The sequence below is a fragment of the Arthrobacter sp. M4 genome (genome assembly GCF_020251205.1).
In the GTDB taxonomy this organism is placed as follows: domain Bacteria; phylum Actinomycetota; class Actinomycetes; order Actinomycetales; family Micrococcaceae; genus Arthrobacter.
In genome coordinates, this window is the sequence record NZ_JAIWYX010000008.1 from 132365 (window position 1) to 148284 (window position 15920).

Annotated in this window: 17 protein-coding genes; 11 read left to right on the forward strand and 6 right to left on the reverse strand. The window is 62.4% G+C overall.

Features of this window, described 5'->3' with window-relative positions; genetic code table 11:
- Positions 1-4: 4 nt before the first annotated feature.
- A complete protein-coding gene (locus LD110_RS15260) occupies positions 5-1732 on the reverse strand; it encodes a hypothetical protein (protein ID WP_225499689.1) in 1728 nt (575 codons plus the stop codon).
- A gap of 114 nt (positions 1733-1846) precedes the next feature.
- A complete protein-coding gene (locus LD110_RS15265; protein ID WP_225499690.1) occupies positions 1847-2464 on the reverse strand; it encodes a TetR/AcrR family transcriptional regulator in 618 nt (205 codons plus the stop codon).
- An 88-nt stretch (positions 2465-2552) separates the two neighbouring features.
- Here LD110_RS15265 and LD110_RS15270 point away from each other — a divergent pair, with 88 nt between their 5' ends.
- Both LD110_RS15270 and LD110_RS15275 read left to right on the forward strand, forming a co-directional pair.
- Positions 2553-2882, forward strand: coding sequence for a thiamine-binding protein (locus LD110_RS15270; RefSeq protein ID WP_225499691.1), 330 nt, complete (start codon positions 2553-2555; stop codon positions 2880-2882).
- Between the two features lie 20 nt (positions 2883-2902).
- Positions 2903-3586, forward strand: a complete 684-nt coding sequence (locus LD110_RS15275; RefSeq protein ID WP_225499692.1) for an O-methyltransferase — start codon at positions 2903-2905, stop codon at positions 3584-3586.
- 211 nt (positions 3587-3797) lie between these two features.
- On the opposite strand, the gene LD110_RS15280 is transcribed toward LD110_RS15275, so the two are convergent.
- Complete coding sequence (locus tag LD110_RS15280) at positions 3798-4949, reverse strand: YihY/virulence factor BrkB family protein (protein ID WP_225499693.1); 1152 nt, start codon at positions 4947-4949, stop codon at positions 3798-3800.
- Between the two features lie 143 nt (positions 4950-5092).
- Here LD110_RS15280 and LD110_RS15285 point away from each other — a divergent pair, with 143 nt between their 5' ends.
- Both LD110_RS15285 and LD110_RS15290 read left to right on the forward strand, forming a co-directional pair.
- Positions 5093-6025, forward strand: coding sequence for a spermidine synthase (locus LD110_RS15285; RefSeq protein ID WP_225499694.1), 933 nt, complete (start codon positions 5093-5095; stop codon positions 6023-6025).
- Positions 6026-6093: 68 nt separating this feature from the next.
- On the forward strand, positions 6094-6441 hold the full coding sequence (locus tag LD110_RS15290) for a hypothetical protein (RefSeq protein WP_225499695.1): 348 nt from the start codon (positions 6094-6096) through the stop codon (positions 6439-6441).
- 59 nt (positions 6442-6500) lie between these two features.
- Here the strand turns inward: LD110_RS15290 and LD110_RS15295 are convergent, their stop codons facing one another.
- Positions 6501-7415, reverse strand: coding sequence for a LysR family transcriptional regulator (locus tag LD110_RS15295; RefSeq protein WP_225499696.1), 915 nt, complete (start codon positions 7413-7415; stop codon positions 6501-6503).
- A 130-nt stretch (positions 7416-7545) separates the two neighbouring features.
- Here LD110_RS15295 and LD110_RS15300 point away from each other — a divergent pair, with 130 nt between their 5' ends.
- Complete coding sequence (locus LD110_RS15300) at positions 7546-8916, forward strand: MFS transporter (RefSeq protein ID WP_225499697.1); 1371 nt, start codon at positions 7546-7548, stop codon at positions 8914-8916.
- Between the two features lie 139 nt (positions 8917-9055).
- Positions 9056-9805, forward strand: coding sequence for a 3-hydroxybutyrate dehydrogenase (locus tag LD110_RS15305; RefSeq protein WP_225499698.1), 750 nt, complete (start codon positions 9056-9058; stop codon positions 9803-9805).
- Positions 9806-9911: 106 nt separating this feature from the next.
- On the opposite strand, the gene LD110_RS15310 is transcribed toward LD110_RS15305, so the two are convergent.
- The gene (locus LD110_RS15310) at positions 9912-11396 is read right to left on the reverse strand and encodes an amino acid permease (protein WP_225499699.1); all 1485 of its coding nucleotides are present in this window, start codon (positions 11394-11396) and stop codon (positions 9912-9914) included.
- A 159-nt stretch (positions 11397-11555) separates the two neighbouring features.
- Between LD110_RS15310 and LD110_RS15315 the strand changes: the two genes are divergently transcribed.
- From LD110_RS15315 to LD110_RS15330, 4 genes are all read left to right on the forward strand, one after another.
- Entirely contained in the window at positions 11556-11945 is a 390-nt protein-coding gene (locus LD110_RS15315; protein ID WP_225499700.1) for a hypothetical protein, read from the forward strand.
- Between the two features lie 155 nt (positions 11946-12100).
- A complete protein-coding gene (locus LD110_RS15320; protein ID WP_225499701.1) occupies positions 12101-12538 on the forward strand; it encodes a hypothetical protein in 438 nt (145 codons plus the stop codon).
- The gene (locus LD110_RS15325; protein WP_225499702.1) at positions 12532-12756 is read left to right on the forward strand and encodes a helix-turn-helix transcriptional regulator; all 225 of its coding nucleotides are present in this window, start codon (positions 12532-12534) and stop codon (positions 12754-12756) included. The genes LD110_RS15320 and LD110_RS15325 overlap by 7 nt, the downstream gene beginning before the upstream one ends.
- Positions 12757-12762: 6 nt before the next feature.
- Positions 12763-13734, forward strand: coding sequence for an NAD(P)-dependent alcohol dehydrogenase (locus LD110_RS15330; RefSeq protein WP_225499703.1), 972 nt, complete (start codon positions 12763-12765; stop codon positions 13732-13734).
- Positions 13735-13917: 183 nt separating this feature from the next.
- On the opposite strand, the gene LD110_RS15335 is transcribed toward LD110_RS15330, so the two are convergent.
- A complete protein-coding gene (locus LD110_RS15335; RefSeq protein ID WP_225499704.1) occupies positions 13918-14808 on the reverse strand; it encodes a sulfurtransferase in 891 nt (296 codons plus the stop codon).
- A gap of 243 nt (positions 14809-15051) precedes the next feature.
- Here LD110_RS15335 and LD110_RS15340 point away from each other — a divergent pair, with 243 nt between their 5' ends.
- Positions 15052-15885, forward strand: coding sequence for an IclR family transcriptional regulator (locus LD110_RS15340; RefSeq protein WP_225499705.1), 834 nt, complete (start codon positions 15052-15054; stop codon positions 15883-15885).
- Positions 15886-15920 lie beyond the last annotated feature (35 nt).

A 15920-nucleotide genomic window follows, 5' to 3' on the forward strand; every position in this document is an offset into this window, starting at 1 on the left:
AAGACTACTTGGCTTTGAAGCTCACCGTCGTGGATGACTTGGCATTGCCGAAGGGGTCTTTGACCACGATCCGGTAGCTGTGGGTGGACCCCGGTGCCACGATATCCAGGAACTCCAGTGTGGGGCGGTTCCAGAAGGTTGTTGACTTTGCCTGGGTGTTGACAACTACGCCATCCCGGAAGACCTGATACGTCAAGTTGGCGTTGTCGCGGTCCCAGTTGGACTGCCAGCGCACGCGGATCTGTCCAGTTGCGGGGGAAGAGGGCGACGGATTGATGGAGTCCGCCGAGGACCGTGGGCCTTCCTTGTTGGGTGCGATCGAGGACAGCGCAAAGCGCACCAAGCCCTGCTGGCCTTTGAAATTGACGTTCAGGAACTCGCCGCCCATCACCACATATTGGCTATTCCCTGTGACAGTCCACGGGCCCTGGCCTTGACCTGTGGCCGTGCCCGTGTCCAGGTCCGGGAACCACACCAATAGTTCCGGCGAAGGTTGTCCCGTGAAGCTGGGGTAGCCGTGGGTGTCCTTGATCAAGGTACGGGTGGGTTCCCGACCAAATGCGAGGGCTCGATGCCAGCTTTGAGGGTTTGTGTCCGGGAATCCGCCAAGGTTGCCGCAATAGTGCGGATGGCCCACTAGGTAGTTGGCAGTGCTGCCGGCGAAGATGCTGTAGGAGTCGCCGTGGCAGTCCTCCAGCCATTTGATGCCCAGAGTGGTCCACAGCCCCGAGAATGAACCCTCGAAATTGCCCGTTCCGCCGAAGTCGTAGCCGGTTCCGTACCAATTGGTACCGTCGGTGGTCAGTGAGGTGATGGCCGAACTGTCTCCGGCGTTCCGCACGACGTCGTTAACTGGCGTGGCGAGGTTGGCGCCGGTCACGGCGTCCAAGCCGCCAAGCCCATATCCGGGCTTGGCGGAACCGTTGAGCGAGGTGAAGTGTCCCCCGGCCACGATCTTCTTGTTGTCCGGGGACAGGACCAAAGCGTTGACTTTGCCGCCCTGGGCGTTCGGTTTCCAATCCGACAACACGCCGTTGGTGGAGTTCATGGCTGCCAAGCGGTTTCGGGCGGTGGTCCCCACAGTGGTGAAGTTGCCGCCCACGTACACCGTGGTGCCGGATGTCACGATGGCCCTGACTGAGCCGTTCACCTTTGGCGCGAAACCGGCGATCACCGCGCCGGTGCCGGGGTCAAGCGCCACGATGCGATTGCGTGTCTGGCCGCTGACGGAAGTGAAATCCCCACCCACGTAGAGCCGGGACTTATCCGGTGACGGTGTGACCGTGAGTCCCTGTGCATTCAGCGTCGGCGCAAAACCGGGGATCAGGGCACCAGTCTGCAGATTGAAAGCCAGGATATTTTTCCGGGGCACGGTCTGCGCCCCCGGAGCGGCACCGGCCGGGCGGGCAGTGCCAAAACTGCCCACCGCGTACACGGTGTTGCCGATGATGGCCTGTTGCCACACCACGCCGTCGACTTGCACCGTCGGCAGGGCATCGGCCGTCACGGTGACGGGCGTCCTTGGGTCGTTCGGGTTGACGGGCTTGGAGTCTGCTGAAGCGCGCGGCATGGATCCCAGAATGAGGAAACTGAGTATCAGTGCGGCCGTGAGGACAGCTGCGACAGCCGCAACCGGGCCTTCCGCCGCCGTCGGACCTCCAGCCGTCGGACTTCCCGCCACCGGAACTGGGACCGTTGCGGCACGTGCGGTGCCGTTACGCAGTTTGCGCATACATCCCAGTACAACGCCCTTGTGTCGCCTTGGACACGAGTAACTGGTACTCGATTCCTGTCGCAGCAGTTGCGCATCCGGACACGGCAGCCCCGGGAGGTACTCCCGCTGAAGCTAAAGTGCGAGGCCCGGGATGGGGGTCTGCGGCGGCAGTTCCCGGTCGGGACGCACCGCGCGAATCGCGTCCTCCATGAGTGCCACGGGGCGGTCCCAGGACCGGGAACCCGGCTCCATGGTGTCCACGGCACCGATCAGCATGGCGACGATGCGGACCATGTCCTCCAGGGTGATGTCCCGGCGAAGCGAACCCTGGCCCTGCCCGCGGACCAGCAGCACGCCGATCCCATCAATCAAGCCGCCCGTGATACCGGTGAGCAGGCCGCGGCGGCCAGCGACGGCGTCGAGCAGGTTGGCGTCCTCGCTGGCGACCTTCATCACGGCGTCGATTACCTTAAACAGCCCTTCCGCGGCGTCCATCCCGCCAAGGGCTTCCTCCACCACGGGGTCGACGTGGAGGCGGAGCTGGCGCGACAGCGCCGCGAGGACCAACTGTTCCTTGTCCGCGAAGTTCCGGAAAAGCGTTGCCGGACCGACGCCGGCGGTCGCAGCGATGGTCTGCAAAGGTACGTCGGGGCCCTGCTCGCGGAAGCACTGCCGCGCTGCCGTGATGATCTTGTCCACGTTGCGGGCCGCGTCCGCGCGCAGCGGTCTGCGTTCAAGGGGACGGTCCATGCTGTCAGAGTAGCAACGCCGACGGCTGGTCCTCGGGTTACTTTTTAGTAGCGGCTATTGTGACACGGCCCCATGAAACACTGGGCTCATGTTGCTTGCATTTTCTGTTGCTCCCTCGGGCCGCCCTGCCTCCGCTGAAGGCGCAGGCTACTCGGAAGATGGATCTGTCCACGACGCAGTGGCCGCCGCAGTCAAGATCGTGCGGGATTCGGGCCTGCCCAACCGGACGGACGCCATGTTCACCACCATCGAAGGCGAATGGGATGAGGTGTTCGATGTCGTCAAGCGGGCCACTGAAGCTGTGGGCAAGTACGGCAGCCGAGTCTCCCTAGTGATCAAAGCGGACATCCGCCCCGGTTACACCGGCGAGCTCACGGGAAAGGTCGAACGGCTGGAAAATGCTATCGCCGAGTCGTAGCTAGGTGCCAGACTGGGCGCATGATCGAACATGTGGCCCAGCCAGGCTGGGTGGCCGTTGAGCGGTACTTGTCCGACGTCGTCGTTCATCCGGACGCCTCGCTCAAGCGGGCGGTCCAGTCCGCCGTCGACGCCGGGATGCCACCTATCGAAGTGGCGCCCAACGCAGGCAAGCTGCTCAAGATGCTGGTCCAGCTGTCAGGCGCCCGCAGGGTTTTGGAGATTGGAACCTTGGCCGGGTTCAGCACCATTTGGATGGCCCAGGGACTTCCCGACGACGGCAGGTTGGTCACGTGCGAATACTTGCCTTTCCATGCTGGCGTGGCCCGGGCGAATGTGGACGCAGCCGGTTTGGGCGACAAAGTGGACATCCGGGTTGGTGCGGCCCTGGACACCCTGCCTACCTTGGTGTCCGAGGTGGAGCGCGAAGGGCCATTCGACTTTGTGTTCATCGACGCGGACAAGGAAAACGACGCCAATTACCTGGACTGGGCGATCCGGCTTGGCAGGTCCGGGACCGCGATCGTGATGGACAACGTCATTTGGGACGGTGCCATCCTTGAGCCGTCCAGGGACGAGGTGAACGCGCCGGGAATCGTCTCCGCGCTCCAAATGATGGGCCGGGACGAGCGACTCGACGCCACTGCCATCCAGACCGTCGGCAGCAAAGGCTGGGACGGCTTCGCCCTGGCGCGGGTGCGCTAAGGCGGGGACAGTTAGCGTCGCCTAGTCGATGCCGCCGTCGCGCTTGCCGCCGTTTAGTACCTGCCGCCGTCGGGCCTGCCGCCGTTTAGTCCCTGCCGCGGTCACGCCTGCCGCCGTCGTGCCGGCAGCCGTTTACTCCTTGCCGCCGTCGCGCCGGCCGCCGTTTAGTCCCCGCCGCGGTCACACCTGCCGCCGTCGTGCAGGCAGCCGTTTACTCCTTGCCGCCGTCGCGCCGGCCGTCCCGGCCGTCCTGGCTGGTTTCATTGTCTCGGCTGTACTGCTCGCGGAGGTCGCGCCCGTAGGCAATGTCCTCCTCCTCGCGATCCTGGAGCTTTTTGCTGAGTTTTGTGTCCCTTGGCGGCAACTGAAGTGTTTCCTCCGCCTCGATGCCAGCCTGCAACTGTCGGCCCCTTTCCATCTCGGCGTCGAGTTCGGCACCGAATAGCAGGGACATATTCGTGATCCAAAGCCACAGCAACAGTACGATCACGCCAGCGATCGCGCCGTAGGTTTTGTTGTAGTTGCTGAAATTCGCCACATAAAAACCGAAGCCCAGCGACGACAACATGAAAATGACCAGTGCAATGAATGAACCGATGCTCATCCAACGGAATTTGGGCTGCTTCACATTAGGCGTCGCGTAGTAAAGGATGGCGATCAACATGATCGCGAGCACTATGACCACGGGTAACTTTGCCAGGTCCCACGCGCTTTGGAATGCTTTGCCGAGCCCTATGAGATTGCCAACAGCCTCTGCAATAGGTCCGGTCACAACCAACAGGCTGGCCAGGATTGCCACCATAACCACGGTGACGACCGTGACCGCGAGCATTGTGCCGCGAAGCTTGATGAAACCGCGCCCCTCGTCCACTTCGTAAATCCGGTTCATTGCCCGCGCAAAGGCGCCAACATATCCAGACGCCGACCACAAAGCCACGGCTAGACCAATGAAGAACGTCAGTCCGGCCGTGGTTGATTTGGTCAATTCCTCCACCGGTTGGCGTATGAGTTCCATCGAGGATCCTGGCGCAATTCCCTGGGCCAAATCCAGAATGGCGGCCGTGGTCCTTTCGGCTTGCCCAAAAACTCCCAGAAGCGATACCAGCGCCAGCAGGGCAGGGAACATCGACAACACGCCGTAGTAAGTAAGGGAAGCGGCAAGGTCCGGACATTGATCGCTGGAGAATTCCCGCAAAGTCTTCTTGAGGATGTACATCCACCAAGGTTTGGTGATGTCCGTTGGGCTATCCGGCTTCCGCGCGTCGTCGGGTTCGGGCGCGACGTCAGCTTTGGCTGTACTGGTCTCGGCAGTCGGGGTGTCCTTGACTGCTTCCCGTTGGGATACGTCTCCGTGCTTTGCCATCGGAACCCTCCTTGGCCAACTGATGGGCGTTTATGGTTAACATCCAATAATAAGTACCCTTAGTTTCTAGTATGAATCAGCGGCCCGTGCCTGGGTGCGCACAGTCTCCACTAGGGTTGAGGGGAGACGAGGAGGCTGCTGCAATGGCTAAGCGTGGCAGGAGCGGCAAGAGCTCCGGGAGGCCCATCGGAAGGACGACGGCGGCACTCAGCGATGCGCCCGCCAGCGCCAATGCGGCGGGGCCGGTTCAGGGCATTTACTACATCGATACCGGTGACTGCGAGTTGCTCCAGGACCCGGACAATTCAAACGGTTGGCTGTTGAAGATCAACGGCGTGATGAGCTCGCACATCGACCTCGCCGACCCCCTGTTCCTGGATTTTGAGTACATGCGCTGGATCGCGGCGCTGGTGGAATCCCGCTGGCCGCAGCTGGATAAGCCCAAACTTCGGGCCCTGCACCTGGGTGGTGGCGCCTGCTCCATGGCACGTTATGTGCACGCGGCCTATCCCGATGCTCGCCAGGTGGTCGTTGAACTGGACGGCAAACTGGCCGGGTATGTCCGTGACTGGTTCGAGCTCCCGAAGGCGCCGCTGCTGCGGATCCGGGTGGGCGAGGCTCGTCAGGTCACCGAGTCGCTCACTCCGGAAACGCGCGACCTGATTATTCGTGATGTCTTCTCTGGTGCGTTTACTCCCCGCGCCCTGACCACGCGCGAATTCGTTGAGCACGCTGATCGCGTCTTGGCGCCTGGAGGAGTGTATGTGGTCAACTCGGGGGATTCTCCGGACCTGAAGAGCGCCAGGGAGGATGCCGCCACCATTGCCGACGTGTTCGAACACACGGTGATCATCGCCGACCCCGCGATGCTTAAGGGGCGCAGGTACGGGAACATCATCATCGCCGGTAGCCATCAACCGTTGCCGGATGATCCCGCTTTGGTTCGGACTCTCCTGGGCGGCGCCGTTCCGGCGCATCTGTGGCAGGACCACCAGGTGCGTGCCTTCGCTGTTGGCGCCAAGGTCCGGCACGATCCGCAGCTCCCGGAAGATCCGGCACCCGGGGAGGCGTCATAGCCGAGCCTGGAAAGGCGGCATTCACCCGACTCTGCTTACAATCAACCGAGTCGACTATCGAGGAAATAATGAAAAAACTCGCCATTACCGTGCTTGCCGCGGGCCTTGCCCTCTCCGCTACGGCCTGCTCGCCCACCAAACTTAGCAACCAGGAAACCTGCGAACGGGTCAACCTTGTGGTGTCCACTCCGGCAGGTTCCAATACCGGCAAGGCAGGAACCACGCGCCTGGCCAACGCCATCCGTCCCGTTGAGGCTGTTGCATCGGACGACCTTAAGCCGGCACTACGGGGCATCCTCAAGTTCTTGGACGAGTCCATCAAGAAAGAAACGGACCAGGCCAAACTTGAGGAACTGCGGCCCGAATACGAGAAGGGCGTATCCACGTACAACCAGTTCTGCTCGCAGGCAGGCTAGCGGGCCCACAATGCGCTGGCTTCGCCCGGCTAATCGGCCGGGCGAAGCAGTGGGTTCCCTTACCCACCCCTAGCCTCACGGCCACGGCCCATCAACGCCTCCTTATGGACCGCCATTTGCTCACGGATGGCCCGCACGACGGCGGCCACAGCGGGGCGGCGCATGGCGTCCGGGCGGAGGACCATCCAGTAGGGGAGCAGCTCCGCGAAGGTCTCGGGGAGCAACCGCACCAGATCATGGTGTAGATCGGCCATAAAGCACGGCAGGAAGCCAACCCCGGCTCCAGCGCGCGTAGCCTCGACGTGGACTAACACGTTCGTGGAGCTCAGGCCGTCGCGCATGGAGGGGACCAGCCGCCGCGGCGCATCAAGGTCGTCCACTTGCAGCATTGAATCCACGAAGTACACCAGCTGGTGTTCCGTGAGCTCCTTGATGCTCCGTGGATTGCCACGGTCCGCCAGGTACGCCCGGGACGCATACATGCCCAGCATGTACTCGCCCAACTCAAAGGCCTCCGCCCGGTGGACCTGCGGCGCACCCACCACCACTTCGATGTCCAGGCCGGACCTTTGCTGGAGGGCGCGTCGCGTCACCGTGATGATTTCCACGCTGAGTCCAGGATGGTCCCGCCGCAGCCGGGCGACCGCGGGTGCCGCGATATAGGCGCTGAACCCATCGGTCGCCGTCATGCGTACGACGCCGGTAATCGGGTCGGGTGTCTCATCGGAACCTCCCAGCGTGCCCACCGCCGCTTCCACCCGCTCGGCGACGGCTACGGCCTCCGCACCTAGTTCCGTCACCTCCCATCCTCCCGCCGCGCGGGCCAGGACCCTGCCGCCGAGCGCCTTCTCAAGGGCCGCTATCCTGCGCGACACCGTGGTGTGGTTCAAGCCCAAGGCCTGCGCCGCCGTCGTAAATTTGCCGGAGCGGGAGACGGCAAGGAGGACCAGCAGGTCGTCTGGATTTGGGTTCATATCTGCAATTCTGCACAGGCTTGGTGCCTTTTTGGCCATTGAGGACCAGTGAATATGCAGAAATACTCAGTGGAGCATTCCGTGTTGTGGATCACAGCACGTGTCGACGGAGACACCCAAGGAGATGGACATGAGCGTAGGACAACGCTCCGCAACAAATGCCGGGTCCGCCGGGAAAGGTGCCGGACTCAAAAAGATCGTCGCCGCTTCCATGGTGGGCACGGTGGTCGAATGGTACGAATTCTTCCTTTACGCAACGGCCGCCACGCTGGTGTTCGGCAAGTACTTCTTCCCCAGCACAGGCAACGAGCTGGATGGAGTGATCCAGGCGTTCCTAACCTATGCCGTTGGATTCGTGGCCCGCCCGCTGGGTGGCATCGTGTTCGGCCAAATCGGCGACAAGCTGGGCCGTAAGCCCACGCTGCAGCTAACCATCGTCATTGTGGGAGTTTCCACGTTCCTGATGGGCTGCCTGCCCGGTTTCGCTGAACTTGGCTATCTGGCGCCGGCACTCTTGGTGGCCCTGCGCTTTATCCAGGGCTTCGCACTCGGCGGCGAGTGGGGCGGCGCCGTGCTCCTTGTCGCAGAACACAGCCCTAACCGTTCGCGTGCGTTCTGGTCCAGCTGGCCACAGGCTGCCGTTCCGGTTGGCAACCTGCTGGCAACACTCGTCCTGTTCATCATGTCCAAGGTCCTCAGCAACGCCGACTTCCTTGGCTGGGGATGGCGCGTGGCCTTCTGGCTTTCCGCGGTCATCGTATTTGTTGGCTACTACATCCGCACCCACGTCACCGAGGCGCCGATCTTCCTCGAGGCCAAGGCCCAGGTTGAGCAGGAAAAGGCCGTTAGCTACGGCGTTGGCGAGGTGATTCGCAAATATCCCAAGGGAATCCTGCAGGCCATGGGGCTCCGTTTCGCGGAGAACATCATGTACTACCTGGTGGTCAGCTTCGCCATTGTCTACCTCAAGAGCGTCCACAAGTACGACACGTCGTCGTTGTTGCTTGCACTCCTGATCGCCCACGTCATCCACTTCATTGTGATTCCGCAGGTGGGCCGCTTGGTGGATTCCTGGGGCCGGAAGCCGGTGTACCTGGTGGGCGCCGTTGCCGGTGCGGTGTGGCCATTCATCGCGTTCCCGATGTTCGACACCCAGAACGCCGTGGTGATCGTACTGGCGGTGACCATCGGCCTGGTCCTCCACGCCTTCATGTATGCGGGCCAGCCGGCCATTATGTCCGAACTGTTCCCCACGCGGATGCGCTACTCCGGTGTTTCCCTGGGCTCGCAGGTCACCTCGATCTTCGCCGGTTCGCTGGCCCCGCTGCTGGCAACGCAGTGGCTCAAGGACACCAACTCCTGGCTTCCAACCGCGATCTACCTAGTGGTCGCCTGCGCGATCACGGCCGTGGTGGTACTAACCCTTCGCGAGACCAAGGGCATTGCCTTGGAGGACGTGGACACGGCAGACGCCCAGCGCCATGGGCTGGTGACCCGGTAGCTAGCTGGGGAAAACTGGCCCAACTTTGAGGCCCTCCACGGGTCCTCACGCGGGGAATTCGGTAGCCAGCCGTCCAAAGTTGGGCCAATCCGGCAGCGTATACCTCGCGTGCCGCAGACAGAGACAGGACAAAGGTTTGATGGACAACACCCTGAACGGCCGCAAGGCCCTGGTCACTGGTGGCGCAAGCGGCATTGGGGCCGCTTGCGCCCGAACGCTCGCTGCCCGGGGCGCCAAGGTAGTAGTGGCCGACGTCGATGCCTCTGGAGCGGCGGCCCTCGCCGACGAGTTGGGCGGCACGGCCTGGACGGTGGACCTGCTGGACACCGATTCCCTGGCTGCACTGAGCCTGGACTGCGACATCCTGGTCAACAACGCGGGCATCCAAAAGGTGTCACCCATCGAGGAGTTCGAGCCTCAGGACTTCAGGAGGATCCTGGGCCTGATGCTCGAAGCTCCGTTCCTCTTGATCCGGGCCTGCCTGCCGCACATGTATGCGAACGGATTTGGCCGCATCATCAACATCTCCTCGGTCCACGGTCTCCGCGCTTCCGCCTTCAAGAGTGCATATGTCTCGGCGAAGCATGGCTTGGAGGGGCTCAGCAAGGTGACGGCGTTGGAAGGCGGACCACACGGGGTGACATCCAACTGCATCAACCCCGGGTATGTGCGTACGCCGTTGGTGGAGAAGCAAATCGCCGATCAGGCCCGGCTTCACGGGATCCCGGAGTCCGAAGTATTGGCCAAGGTCATGTTGACCGAGTCCGCCGTCAAGCGGTTGGTGGAGCCGGAAGAAGTTGCGTCGCTTGCAGCCTGGCTGGCCTCCGACGACGCCGGCATGGTCACCGGCGCCAGCTACACGATGGACGGCGGCTGGTCCGCCCGTTAAAACACCCCGCGAGATGGCATTTGATGCCAATGTTTTGCGTAAACATTGGCATCAAATGCCATCTCGCGGAGGTTGAGGCGGGGGTGCGACTAGGGGGGTGGCGGGGCTAGGCGCGCTCGGTGACCACTGGAATGGTGCCCGTTTCGTCCACAAGTTCGGCCCGGCGTCGGCCGTTACCGCGGACCCACAAGCGGTAAGCCACAACCAAGAGCCCCAACCAGGTGCCACCAACATACAAGGCCACGCGGGTGTCCTCGAAGAAGCCCAGAACGGCGATCACCATGGCCATAAAGGCGATGGTCAGCACAGAAGACAACGGCCAGAGCGGGGACGGGAACTCCGACGCCGGCAGGCCCTTCCGAGCGATCTCGCGCTTCATGGCAACGTGGGACGCCAGGATCATGACCCACACCCACACCGTGGCGAAGGTTGCGATGGAGGCGATGACCAGGAACACATCCTCCGGGATCACCGCGTTGAGGACCACGCCTACCAGCAGGATCACGCCCATCATCACCACGGTCATCCACGGCACGCCGTTCCGCGACACCTTGCCGAACGACGCCGGCGCGTGGCCTTGCTGGGCGAGACCGAACAGAATGCGGCCCGCGCCGAAAATGTCCGAGTTGATCGCCGACAGGGCCGCGGTGATTACCACTGCGTTGAGGATGTGCGGCGCGGCGGGGATGCCCAGGCCGTCGAAGATCTGCACGAATGGGCTTCCGTTGGTGCCAATCTCGTTCCACGGGAACAGGGACATCAGCACGCCCAGGGTCAGCACGTAGAACAGCAGCACACGTACGGGGACGGTGTTGACGGCCTGCGGGATGACCTTCTTGGGGTCGGCGGCCTCGCCTGCCGTGATGCCGATCGTCTCGATCCCGCCGAACGCAAACATTACGACGGCGAACGCGGCCAGGAGCCCGCCGAAGCCATTGGGGAACAGGCCACCGTGCTCCACCAGGTTCCCCAGGCCAGGCGCAACGCTTGCCGCAGCACCGGCGTCGGCCGTTTGGAAGCCAAAGGCGACGATTGCAGCTCCGCCGATGATCATGGCGATAATCGCGGCCACTTTGATGAGGGAGAACCAGAATTCAAGTTCGCCGAACACTTTGACGCTCAGCAGGTTGATGGCGCCAAGGAAGAAGATGATGGCTAATACCCAGATCCAGCGGTCTACCTGCGGGAACCAGAAACCCATGTAAATGCTGAAGGCAGTGACGTCGGCAATGGCTACGATTGCCATTTCGAAGACGTATGTCCAGCCGGTCACGAAGCCGGCCAGCGGGCCGAGGTAGCGGCTGGCGTACTGCCCGAACGAACCGGAGACGGGGTGTCGGACGGCCATCTCGCCCAGTGCCCGCATCACCATAAAGACGGCGGCGCCGCCGATCATGTACGCGAGGAGGACTGCCGGACCAGCCTTCTGGATGGCTGAAGCCGATCCATAAAACAGGCCGGTGCCAATCGCGGATCCGAGCGCCATGAAGCGGATGTGCCGGACGTTCAGGCCGCGGTTGAGGACGCCGGCGGCGGAGCTTGATGCCGTTTCCTTTGATGTTTGCTGTGGGGACAGCGTTGTTTGTTGCATGCCAAATACCTTCTCGTCATTGGGAGGGATCGCTTTCCAGCACATCATTTTCGGAAGGGTTGTGATTGGCCTCACGACGTCTTGGTGTCTTCCATGTCAGACAGTCGGAGAATTAAGAGTGATGGACTTTCCGGGTATCGGCACGAACGGAGCGGCGCCATGGGTGATTTCATCGCATACCTCGACACTTCAGAGGTCCTCCCCGGGCGGTTGGAGGAACTAAAAACCGCCATGGCGAAGCTGGCCGAATTCGTGGAAGAAAACGAGCCCAGGATCATTAGCTATTCCGTCCATTTCGCGGAGGACGGATCGGAAATGAGCGTCCTGCATTTTCATAAAGACGTGGAATCACTGAAGTTCCACATGGACGTGGCTGGTGCAAAGTTCCCGCCCATTGCCCCCCTCATTCGGATGAAGAGCATCGAGATCTTTGGCCACCCCAGCGAGGAAGTGCTGGCCCAATCCAAGGCGAAGGCCAAGCTCCTTGGCAGTGCGACGGTCATTGTCCGCGAACTGCACGCCGGCTTTGCCCGATTCGGACGCGACTAGGCGTTCCGCGCGGCGTTGAGCTCCTGGGAGGGTAGCGCCAGCCTTCTTGAAGTCAAAGACTCTTGACCTAATGTAAGGAAAGTTTTACATTGATCGTGTCAGGTTTTTTTGACATCACGAAGACTGCAGCCCCGATGCCGGGCGGAGGAGCGGAGATGCCGTTCGAAGAGAAAAGCGCGTGGATCATGGGCTTCACCGCGGTGGGAGGTTATGCGGCCTACCTCATCGCGGTCCTGAGCATCGCAGGCACCACGCCTGGACAGGCGCTCGCAAAGGTTCCGTATATTGCGCCGATGCTATGGTCGATCGGTGGGGCGATCCTGGCGTCGATCGTGCTGCATGCCGTCGTCGGAATCGCTTCGCCCAAGGAAGCGGGCAAGAAGGACCAGCGGGACCGCGAGATATACCGCTTTGGTGAATACATCGGCCAGTCGTTCGTGGTGATCGGCGGTGTGGCAGCCCTGCTGATGGCGATGGCGGAATGGGATTACTTCTGGATTTCCAACGCCATTTACTTGGCGTTTGTTCTCTCGGCTATCCTCAGCTCCGTTGCCAAGATCGTCGCCTACCGTCGGGGCTTCCAGCCATGGTGAAGCCCACCCGTGTGACCAACTCCATTCGATCCCTGCGATTCGCCCGCGGCGAGATGACGCAGGCCCAATTGGCGGACGCCGTCGGGGTGACCCGCCAAACAATCATCGCCATCGAGCAAGGCCGTTATTCCCCGTCACTGGAAGTGGCCTTCCAGATCGCCCGAGTTTTCGCGGTGCCGCTCGATGACGTCTTCCACTACCCGGACAGCGAGGAGTGAAAAACAATGAAAGCGATCATCCAGGACATTTATGGCACGGCAGACGTTTTGAAGTTTGCTGATATCGACGAACCGGTTCCCGGTGAAAACCAGGTGAAGATTCGCGTGCGTGCGGCCGGCGTTGACATGGGCGTCTGGCATTTGATGACAGGGGAGCCGTACCTGGTCCGCGCAGTCGGCTACGGGCTCCGCAAGCCGTCCGTGCCCATCCGCGGCCGCGACGTGGCCGGCGTAGTGGAATCCGTCGGCGCCAAAGTCACGCAATTCAAGCCCGGCGACGAGGTCTTCGGAACGTGCGAGGGCTCATTCGCTGAGTTTGCCGTCGCCCGCCAGGACCGCATTGCGCCGAAGCCTGCCGAACTGTCGTTCGAGGAGGCCGCAGCGGCGCCCATTTCCGGTGTTACGGCGCTGCAGGCGCTCCGCGACATAGCCGGTGTCCAAGCGGGTCAGTCCGTGCTGGTAATCGGCGCGGCAGGGGGTGTTGGGTCCTACGCGGTGCAGCTTGCCAAGGCTTTGGGTGCCCACGTCACCGGGGTCTGCAGTACGGGCAAGGTCGAGCTGGTCCGCTCGCTCGGAGCGGACGATGTGCTTGATTACACCCGAACAGACGTCACTGACGGCTCGCGTCAGTTCGACGTCATTATCGACACTGCCGGAAACCGACCCCTGTCCGCGCTCCGGCGGACGTTGGTGCCGCGGGGGACCGTGGTGCTGGTAGGTGGTGAAGGCGGAGGCAAGTTGTTTGGATTGATGGGACGGATCCTGCGGGCGGGCCTGTTGAATCCGTTTGTCGCTCAGCGGCTGCGTCCCTTTGTGTCCACGGAGGGGCAGCAGCACTTGCAGGCCTTGTCCAAGTTCCTGGCGGACGGGTCGGTCCGCCCGGCCATCGACCGGACCTTCGCGCTCGCCGAGGCGGCCGAAGCCATTCGGTACATCCATGCCGGGAAGGCACGCGGCAAGGTGGTAGTTACAGTCTGACGGCTGTTGGCGCCCGCAAGGTTTCGACGGCGGCTGGTGGGCTCCGCTGCTCGGTTTGCCGAGCGGGTCGGTCTGTCCGGCTGGTGAGCGGACTGCGGAGGATCTACCGGTTTCTACCGGCTGGTGAGCGGACTGCGGAGGATCTACCGGTTTCTACCGGCTGGTGAGCGGACCGCGGATGATCTACCGGTTTCTACCGGCTGGTGAGCGGACTGCGGATGATCTACCGGTTTCTACCGGCCGATCCAGTGCGTGGCCATACTGCGACCAGCCGCCGACATACAACAGGCCGCGGCCCAGGCCGACATGTTCCATGGTCAGCAGGTTGTGGCATGCCGTGACCCCGGAACCGCAATAGGAGATGACCTTTTCAGCGGAGTCGATTCCCGCGGCCGCGAAGGCCTGGAGGATCTCCTCGGTGTTCTTGATTCGTCCAGAGGGCTCCAAGTTGGCGCGGCATGGCACGTTCACCGCGCCCGGGATGTGGCCTGGACGCGGATCGATTGGGTCCTGACGACCCTCAAAGCGGTCCGCGTTCCGGGCATCAGCAACTGTGACTCCCGGGAGGGCTAGTTCGTCGATGCCGGCCAGCATGGAATCCGGCCAAGGGGCAGCTTTGAACATGGCTGGCTGTGTGGCTGGTTCGACCGCTGGCTCGGCCAACGGTCCAGGGCCGGATTCCAACGGGCCCGCCCAAGCTGCCATGCCGCCGTCGAGCACTGCCGCCTGGTGGCCGGTGACGCGGAGCATCCATACCAAGCGGGCGGCGATAACGCCGCCGGCGTCGTCGTAGGCGACCACCGGGGTGTGGTTGGAAATGCCCAGGGACGTCATGCCTTCGGCGAAAACGCCTGGAGCGGGCAGGGGGTTGCGGCCCGTTTCGGGGCTGCCGGGTCCGGAGAGCCACTGGTCGAGGTCCACAAACACAGCGCCGGGCAGGTGACCGGCTTCGAAGGCTTCGCGGCCGGAACTGCCGTCCAAGTACCAACGGGCGTCGGCGACGACCACCTCGGAGTGGTGGGCAGCGAGCCACTGTGCGCTGACGAACGGGGGAAGGGTCACGACGTCATTCATGGCAAGAGTCTAGGCATGCAGACCACATTGCGAGACACTTTGTATCAATATATGGACATTCCTGAATGTTGGTCCGAACCTGTAATAGTCTGTCTGACATACAAGACACGCGCTTCTGGGTACTGCTTCCGAGCTGGCCGCCGCGGGTCCACGATTAAGTACGGGATACCGGACACTTGGGGAGTCTGCCTTTTGCGGTGCTGCCTGGTCGGCGCTGCCAGAACTGCGATTCGAAGAGGAACCATGACCACTGAGCCGTCCATCGCGAATAAGCCAAGCCCGGGTGCGAAACCAACATCTAAGGTCCCCGCGGCCGAAAACACGTTGCGCATCCTTAAGTTGCTTGCCTCGCGTCGGGGACCGATGGCGGCTGCGCAGATCGCGGCCACCCTGGGACTTCCGCGTTCCAGCGTGTACCACCTTCTTGCCGTGATGGAAGCGAACGGCTTTGTACTGCATCTTCATGAGGAACAGCGGTATGGCTTGGGCATTGGTGCCTTCGAACTCAGCTCGGCTTACTCGCGGCAGGAACCGCTGTCCAGGCTGGGACGACCCGTTCTAGCCAATCTGGTGGATGCAATCGGGGAGAGCGCCCACCTTGCCGTGTTGCACGGCCGGGACGTGTTGTACATCGTGGAGGAACGGGCCAAGAACCGCCCGTCGTTGGTGACCGACGTCGGCGTCCGGCTGCCCAGCCACCTCACGGCAAGCGGTCGCGCGATCCTGGCCGCGCTGCCCAAGTCCCAGGTTCGGGCCCTGTACCCCAACGCAGCGGCATTTACGTTCCGCCACGAGACCGAGTATCCGATCATGAAGTATTCCACGCTGTCCTCGCACCTGGACCAGGTTCGGATGCGCGGTTACGCCACGGAACATGGCGAAGTAACGCCCGGATTCGGCTCCGTCGCCGCCGCTGTGACGGACCACCTGGGATGGCCAACCGCGGCAGTCGCCGTGACATTCCTGGAAGAGAAAATACCGCCTGAGCAATGGCCGGCCCTCGCGGCCCGAATCCAAAAAACTGCGGACGAACTGTCCATTAGGCTGCACGGGCGGCCGAGCTCTTCCGCAGGCTGATTGTCATTCAGGGGCCTTTGGTAACCTTTCCTTGT

Bases quoted from the DNA above. Each gene is read 5' to 3' on its own strand.
- LD110_RS15260 (WP_225499689.1), bottom strand. From the start codon at position 1,732: ATGCGCAAACTGCGTAACGGCACCGCACGTGCCGCAACGGTCCCAGTT.
- LD110_RS15265 (WP_225499690.1), bottom strand. From the start codon at position 2,464: ATGGACCGTCCCCTTGAACGCAGACCGCTGCGCGCGGACGCGGCCCGC.
- LD110_RS15270 (WP_225499691.1), top strand. From the start codon at position 2,553: ATGTTGCTTGCATTTTCTGTTGCTCCCTCGGGCCGCCCTGCCTCCGCT.
- LD110_RS15275 (WP_225499692.1), top strand. From the start codon at position 2,903: ATGATCGAACATGTGGCCCAGCCAGGCTGGGTGGCCGTTGAGCGGTAC.
- LD110_RS15280 (WP_225499693.1), bottom strand. From the start codon at position 4,949: ATGGCAAAGCACGGAGACGTATCCCAACGGGAAGCAGTCAAGGACACC.
- LD110_RS15285 (WP_225499694.1), top strand. From the start codon at position 5,093: ATGGCTAAGCGTGGCAGGAGCGGCAAGAGCTCCGGGAGGCCCATCGGA.
- LD110_RS15290 (WP_225499695.1), top strand. From the start codon at position 6,094: ATGAAAAAACTCGCCATTACCGTGCTTGCCGCGGGCCTTGCCCTCTCC.
- LD110_RS15295 (WP_225499696.1), bottom strand. From the start codon at position 7,415: ATGAACCCAAATCCAGACGACCTGCTGGTCCTCCTTGCCGTCTCCCGC.
- LD110_RS15300 (WP_225499697.1), top strand. From the start codon at position 7,546: ATGAGCGTAGGACAACGCTCCGCAACAAATGCCGGGTCCGCCGGGAAA.
- LD110_RS15305 (WP_225499698.1), top strand. From the start codon at position 9,056: ATGGACAACACCCTGAACGGCCGCAAGGCCCTGGTCACTGGTGGCGCA.
- LD110_RS15310 (WP_225499699.1), bottom strand. From the start codon at position 11,396: ATGCAACAAACAACGCTGTCCCCACAGCAAACATCAAAGGAAACGGCA.
- LD110_RS15315 (WP_225499700.1), top strand. From the start codon at position 11,556: ATGGGTGATTTCATCGCATACCTCGACACTTCAGAGGTCCTCCCCGGG.
- LD110_RS15320 (WP_225499701.1), top strand. From the start codon at position 12,101: ATGCCGTTCGAAGAGAAAAGCGCGTGGATCATGGGCTTCACCGCGGTG.
- LD110_RS15325 (WP_225499702.1), top strand. From the start codon at position 12,532: ATGGTGAAGCCCACCCGTGTGACCAACTCCATTCGATCCCTGCGATTC.
- LD110_RS15330 (WP_225499703.1), top strand. From the start codon at position 12,763: ATGAAAGCGATCATCCAGGACATTTATGGCACGGCAGACGTTTTGAAG.
- LD110_RS15335 (WP_225499704.1), bottom strand. From the start codon at position 14,808: ATGAATGACGTCGTGACCCTTCCCCCGTTCGTCAGCGCACAGTGGCTC.
- LD110_RS15340 (WP_225499705.1), top strand. From the start codon at position 15,052: ATGACCACTGAGCCGTCCATCGCGAATAAGCCAAGCCCGGGTGCGAAA.